Source organism: Desulfosarcina sp. (genome assembly GCF_055467485.1).
This window is the reverse complement of the sequence record NZ_JBUOIV010000111.1, coordinates 1-6,845: the sequence shown is the minus strand read 5'-3', so window position 1 is coordinate 6,845 and position 6,845 is coordinate 1. Positions and strand designations below refer to the sequence as shown.

Below are 6,845 nucleotides of genomic sequence, written 5' to 3'. Positions count from 1 at the left end.
CGGCACTAACCTGATCTACGTCGACGGGGTTCTGCAGGATACGTTGGAAATAAATTATACAGCCGGGTTTGGATCGGCTGATAAGAACGTGAACATCGGATACCTCAACCTGTTAACCCAGTTCCACTTTGCCGGGTTGGTTGACGAACTGGCCATTTACGGACGGGCACTGCCCCAGACGGAGATCGAGGATCACTACGACGCCGGGCTTGCGGGGCAAAGCGTAACATCGCTGAAACCCGGACCCACGACTCCCCCTGTAACGCCTCCGGTAGCCGGTGGCGGCGGCGGTGGTGGCGGTTGCTTCATCAGCAGCATGTTTTAACGTGACAGATTAAAAAAACCATAAAAGATTAAAAATCAAGGGTGGGGTTAAAACCCCACCCTTATTCATTTTGGATCGCTTTTTTCCTTTCTAACGGCAATCCGCATTCAAAAACTCCAGAATACATCGTAATTACAACAAAATAAAATTTTATTACAGTTTGCATGTTTATTGCTTTCTCTTTTGCCTGATTGATAATGAAAGCCGTAATCATATACTGGCTTATACTTTTTCAAGAATTGCCGATATCAAATCGAGTGGCCTTGCATACAACAGAAACAATCGTGTCCTCCGAAAAAACCGTTGATAATGGGCTATCAGTAGGCATATAACCATTTTTTCCGGTTGATGCTCGATTAGACTAAAAATTACGATGGGTTGTGTTGCCCGGAAATTGACTTTTGAATGGCTCAGCCGTTTCTATGTAACTGAGGCGGCGGAGCTTTGAATCGAACACCATTTAACCCTTAAGAGGTAGATCATGAAAGCGGTCATTTTAGCGGGGGGGTTTGGAACACGGATCTCCGAAGAAACCGGCGTCAGGCCTAAACCGATGGTGGAGATCGGGGGCCGGCCGATCCTGTGGCATATCATGAAAATCTATTCACACCATGGCATTCATGACTTTATCATCTGTCTGGGGTACAAAGGGCATATCATCAAGGAGTTCTTTGCCAACTACACCCTGCACAACAGCGACGTGACCTTTGATTTGGGTTCCGGTGAGATGGAACTGCTCCGAAACGGATCCGATCCCTGGCGCATCACCCTGGTGGACACCGGCGCAGGCACGATGACCGGCGGCCGGCTGCGCCGGGTGCGCTCCCACATCGGCGACGAGACGTTTTGCCTGACCTACGGTGACGGTGTTTCAGACGTCGATATCCGCGCCCTGATCGACTTTCACAAAAGCCAGGACGCCCTGGTGACGCTGACGGCGGTCCAACCGCCGGGGCGCTTCGGGGTTTTCAGCCTGGATACGAATCAGACGAAAATCACCACCTTCAAAGAAAAGCCGCAGGGCGACGGTGCCTGGATCAATGGCGGGTTTTTTGTGGTTGAACCGGCGGCCATCGACTATGTGAAGGGCGACGAATCGGTGTGGGAAAAAGAACCCCTGGAGCAATTTGCCCAGCAAGGTCGCCTGGCAGCATACCGGCACAAGGGTTTCTGGCAACCCATGGATACGCTGCGGGATAAGAATTACCTGGAATCGTTGTGGCAGCAACCCAAGCCTCCCTGGAAGGTCTGGCGATGAATCCCGCATTCTGGTCCGGCAGGCGGGTGCTCATCACCGGCCACACCGGTTTCAAAGGCGCCTGGCTGTCGCTGTGGCTGCAGATGATGCAAGCCGAGGTTGTCGGGTATTCTCTGGAACCGCCTACGGAACCCAGTCTTTTCAATGTCGCCCGGGTCGGCGAAAAGATGCATTCGGTGATCGGCGACATCCGGGATCTCGACCACCTCCAACAGGTTTTCCGGGAGCATCGGCCCGAAATCGTCTTTCATCTCGCTGCCCAGGCGATTGTTCGAACCTCCTATGAGGACCCGATAGACACCTACGATTGCAACATCATGGGGACCGCAAAGGTGCTGCAGGCCATCCGGCAGTCGGATGGGGTGCGGGTGGCGGTGGTGATCACCAGCGACAAATGTTATGAAAACCGCGAGTGGCATTGGGGATACCGGGAAATCGATCCCATGGGCGGATATGATCCCTACAGCAGCAGCAAAGGGTGCGCCGAACTGATCACGTCGGCATTCCGTCGATCTTTTTTCCATGGGCCTCGGGACGCTTCCAAAACGGTGACGGCGGTAGCCAGCGCCCGTGCGGGCAATGTCATCGGGGGCGGCTACTGGGCGACCGACCGGCTGGTACCCGATATGATGAAATCCTTCATGGCCGGACAACCGGTCGTCATACGCAACCCCAAGGCCATCCGCCCATGGCAGTTCGTGCTGGAACCGCTGCGGGGATACCTGATGCTCGCCGAAAAGCTGTGGTCTGAAGGGCAACCTTATGCCGATGCCTGGAACTTCGGCCCCGAAGACAGCAGTGCTCGGCCCGTGCAGTGGATCGTGGATCGCCTTGTGGCTGCCTGGGGAGACCCGGCCGCCTGGCAGCTTGACCCGGACGACCATCCCCACGAGGCGCACTACCTGAAGCTGGACTGCTCCAAAGCCAAATCCGGCCTGAGGTGGGAGCCCCTGATGGATCTGGCACAGACATTGGAATGGATTGTCGCGTGGTACCGCACCTTCCACCAGGAGGGTGACATGCGTGCTGAAACATGCCGTCAAATCGAGAGATACAATCGCCTGATCGAAGCTGGGGGTTACACCGAATGATTTTCAAACCCACTTCCCTGGCCGGTGCATTCGTCATCGAACTTACGACGATCACCGATGATCGCGGGTTCTTTGCCAGGACCTTCTGCCGCAATGAGTTTGAGGAACAGGGCCTGAATGCCTCCATGGAGCAGTGCAACCTGTCTTACAACAGATACCGGGGAACACTGCGCGGCATGCATTTTCAAAAGGCACCCTACGCCGAGGCAAAGCTGGTCCGTTGCATTGCCGGGGCGGTTTTTGATGTCATTATCGACCTGAGGCCGGATTCGGATACCTACCTGGGCTGGACGGGCGTCGAGCTTTCATCTCGGAATCGAAAGATGTTTTACGTGCCGGAAGGGTTTGCGCACGGGTATCAGTCTCTGGCCGACCACAGCGAGGTGTTCTATCAGGTGTCGCAATCGTATGTCCCGGCGTCGGAAGCCGGCGTCCGCTGGGACGATCCTCTTTTCGGCATCCAGTGGCCGGACTGCGACAAAAGGATTATCTCCGCCAAGGATAGCCAATGGCCCGATTTTAATCCCGAGGATGACAGTCGTCTCCGCCCGCTTTCAGGCAGTTCCGCCGACCGATCCTGATCGCGGCGCGATGCCGTTTCCCAACCAAGCAGAATAACCGCTCGCTGAGCTGCATTTAAGGCGTTATTACTGCAACTTCCGGTTAAGGAGGGAGTGATTCCATGTTGATTATCGATCATGCGATGGAGCAACGCCGGCGTGAAGGCAATCCGGTTCGCGTGGGGCTGGTGGGTGCCGGCTACATGGGAAGAGGCATAGCGCTGCAGACCGTTACTGCGATGCCGGGCATGCAGTTGGCGGCGATATACAATCGGACGATTCAAGACGCCGAGCGGGCCTACCTTCAAGCCGGTGTGGAAACGGTGCGTAAGGTTTCGTCGCGCGACGAACTGGATGAACACATCATGAACGGGCAGGCATGCATCACCGACGATGCCGCGCTGCTGTGCCAAAGCCGGAAGATCGATGTGCTCATCGAAGTTACCGGAACCATCGAATTCGCCGCCCGTGTCGTCATGGATGCCATCGCACATGGCAAGCACGTGGTGCTGATGAATGCCGAACTGGATGCCACCCTGGGACCGATTCTGAAAGTCGACGCCGACAAGGCCGGCGTGGTGATCACCAATTCAGACGGCGATCAGCCCGGTGTGATCATGAACCTGTTCCGGTTTGTGCGTTCCATCGGATGCCGTCCGGTTCTGGCCGGCAACATGAAGGGGCTGCAGGATCCCTATCGGACCCCCGAAACCCAGAAGGGATACGCCGCCCAGTATCATCAAAAGCCCGCCATGGTGACTTCATTTGCCGATGGTACCAAGATCTCCATGGAAATGGCGGTTGTGGCCAACGCCACCGGCTTCAAAGCCGGCCGGCGCGGCATGTATGGCCCCCGCTGCGGCCATGTGAACGAGGCGCCAGCGCTTTTCCCGGAAAAACAGATGCTCGACACGGGGCTGGTGGACTACGTCCTGGGCGCCGAACCGGCGCCGGGTGTTTTTATCATCGGATACCAGGACAACCCGCTTCAGCAGCAATACCTGAATTATTATAAAATGGGCGATGGCCCCTTTTACGTGTTTTACACCCCCTATCACCTCTGCCACCTGGAGGCACCCCTGACCGCCGCCCGCGCGGTTCTCTTTCATGATGCGGCCATCACGCCCATGGGCGGCCCGGTCTGTGAGGTGGTGGCCGTCGCCAAGCGCGACCTCGCGGCAGGCGAGGTTTTCGACGGAATTGGCGGGTTTACCTGTTATGGGGTGCTGGAAAATGTCGATATTGCCATTTCCCAAGGGTTGCTGCCCATGGGACTGGCCCAGGGGTGCCGGTTGAAACACGCCATTTCCAAGGATCGGGCGATCACCTATGATGACGTCGAGCTTCCCGGCGACCGGCTTTGCGACCGTCTGCATGCCAGGCAGATCGACCATTTTTTCCCATGAACGAGACAATATATATGAAGGCAATTCCACCGGCAATGATCCGCGGGCTGTTGTATTCTCTCCGGGCCTGGTTGGCAGTGGGTCTTTTCATCCTGCCAGTCTTTGCGGCACCGGCTGCGGCTGAAATTCGTTTCGAAGAGGTGTCCCAAACAGCCGGCATCGACCGGTTGATTCAAACCGCCGGATCCGGATGGGGGGATCTGAACAGTGACGGCTGGCCCGACCTCTGGGTCACCAATCACGATTGGCATTTTCCCAGCATTTACCTCAATCTGAAAAACGGAACATTTGCCGAGGTTGCCGAAAGTGTACTGGCTGATGCGCTTGTCGCTGACTTTCATGGCCCCGCCTGGGCGGATTTCGACAACGACGGGGACCAGGACCTGGTGGTGATCAGCGGCGGCGGCGCGGGCCGGGGCTTCAGCCCCAATTTCATGTTTGTCCAGGAGGGCGGCCGATTGAAGAATGCCGCCGGGGAGTTGGGCCTGGACTATCCCATGGGGCGGGGGCGCACCCCGCTGTGGTTCGATGCGGACGGTGATGGCAAGCTTGATTTGGCGGTCATGAACCAGAACCGCGCCGGCGGCAAGTCACCCTCGGCCATTTTTTTGCAAACACCCGACGGCTTTGCGGCCGGCAATCGCCAATTGGGCTTCAAACCGGTGCGGCGAAGCCGGCGCGAAAAGATCAATGATCTCTTCAGCAACCTGATCCACTTCCGGCTCCGCAAGGGCACGGGCGAGATCATCGCCGCTGACGCCTTTGCCCAGTTGGCCGACCTGACGGGAGACGGCTTCGTCGAGTTGGTCGCATACACGCGTCCCATGCGAGTCTACTCGACCCGGACGATACCCTTTAAAGAGATCACCAACGAAATCGGTTTCCCTTCCATTCGCGGTGTTCAGGATGTTGCCATCGCAGATGTAGACGGCAACGGGCGAATGGACATGTTCCTGGCCAGGGCGTTCTGGACCACGGATGTGGCACAGATCAGTCCCCTTGAGATTGCCGGCAGCATCAGCGGCGGCAGCACCGCCGAGCCCAAAGAGATCCGCTTCCGCAGCAGCGGGCAAGTCACCTTCACCATGCACCAGCCCTGGAGAGATCCCAGCGACCCTCAGGGCAATCCGCCGCCGGTCTGGGCCGGACGTCTTTACCCCATTCCCGCTGACGGCCGATCGTTCACCCTCTCTTCCGATGACACGGCGATCCAGCAAAGCGTTCCCCTGACGGGCAGAAGCGTTTCGATCGACTACGATCCGGCCGTGCAGGAGTGGAAGATTCGCATTACGCATCCATCCATCAACTTTACCGCCATGGCCACCCAACCGATTGACCGGATCCAAACCGGCGGATTCAACCCTTCCAAGGGTGAACTAACCGATATCCTGCTGCTCAATGGCGAGAATGGGTTCAAGGCTTCCCCCGACAACGGCCTTTCGCATCCAACCACCTGCTGGTCGGTCGTTGCCGGCGATTTTGACAATGACATGGATATCGATCTTTATCTGGTATACGGTGACCCGGTTCAAAATGGTCCCAACATTCTCTATGAAAATGACGGCAAGGGACATTTTTCAGCGGTCGCCAATGCGGGGGGGGCAGCCGGCAGCACGCTGGGACGGGGTAATCAAGTCGCCATGGCGGATTATGACCGGGATGGCTTTCTGGATCTTTTTGTCACCAACGGAAAGGGAAACCCGCCATTCTCCATCGGTCCGCACCAACTGTTTCGCAACCGGGGCAATGGCAATCATTGGCTCCAGATCGATCTTCAGGGAACGTCATCCAACCGCGACGGCATCGGTGCCGTCGTGGCGGTCGAAGCCGGAGGGGTCAGGCAGATCCGGGTTCAGGACAACGGGATCCACAGTTTTTCACAGAACCACCAGCGGCTCCACGTTGGCCTGGGGGCCAACACCCAGGTGGACGCACTGACCATCCAATGGCCCAGCGGAACGGTTCAGGAACTGAGGCACGTTGCCGCCGATCAAATACTCAAGGTGGTTGAAAATTCCGGGAAGCAATAACCCGGCGACCCTTTTCCCGGATCGACCTTGCGTCACGCCGGCACCTTAAACGGCTTAGATGAGGAGTTGGAAAAATGAGGCGACAAGCGAATCGAACCCCCGTTGCCGGCCGCTGCTACTTGTGGGCGCTCGTTCTGGTCCTGATCGCCGGCAACGCTCAGGCGGAGATTCATTT

Annotated in this window: 6 protein-coding genes; all 6 read left to right on the top strand. The window is 57.1% G+C overall.

What is annotated here, in order from left to right:
• On the top strand, window positions 1-325 hold a 325-nt coding region (locus tag ACZCED_RS24425; RefSeq protein ID WP_464862050.1), incomplete at its 5' end, for a LamG-like jellyroll fold domain-containing protein.
• Between the two features lie 481 nt (window positions 326-806).
• On the top strand, window positions 807-1,583 hold the full coding sequence (gene rfbF, locus ACZCED_RS24420) for a glucose-1-phosphate cytidylyltransferase (RefSeq protein WP_464862049.1): 777 nt from the start codon (window positions 807-809) through the stop codon (window positions 1,581-1,583).
• Window positions 1,544-2,674: a CDP-glucose 4,6-dehydratase gene (gene rfbG / locus ACZCED_RS24415; RefSeq protein WP_464862048.1), complete on the top strand. Its 1,131-nt coding sequence runs from the start codon at window positions 1,544-1,546 to the stop codon at window positions 2,672-2,674. The genes rfbF and rfbG overlap by 40 nt, the downstream gene beginning before the upstream one ends.
• A complete protein-coding gene (gene rfbC, locus ACZCED_RS24410; RefSeq protein WP_464862047.1) occupies window positions 2,671-3,255 on the top strand; it encodes a dTDP-4-dehydrorhamnose 3,5-epimerase in 585 nt (194 codons plus the stop codon). The genes rfbG and rfbC overlap by 4 nt, the downstream gene beginning before the upstream one ends.
• 101 nt (window positions 3,256-3,356) lie before the next feature.
• Window positions 3,357-4,640, top strand: coding sequence for an NAD(P)H-dependent oxidoreductase (locus tag ACZCED_RS24405; protein WP_464862046.1), 1,284 nt, complete (start codon window positions 3,357-3,359; stop codon window positions 4,638-4,640).
• A 14-nt stretch (window positions 4,641-4,654) separates the two neighbouring features.
• Entirely contained in the window at window positions 4,655-6,670 is a 2,016-nt protein-coding gene (locus ACZCED_RS24400; protein ID WP_464862045.1) for a CRTAC1 family protein, read from the top strand.
• The last annotated feature ends 175 nt before the right edge of the window (window positions 6,671-6,845 follow it).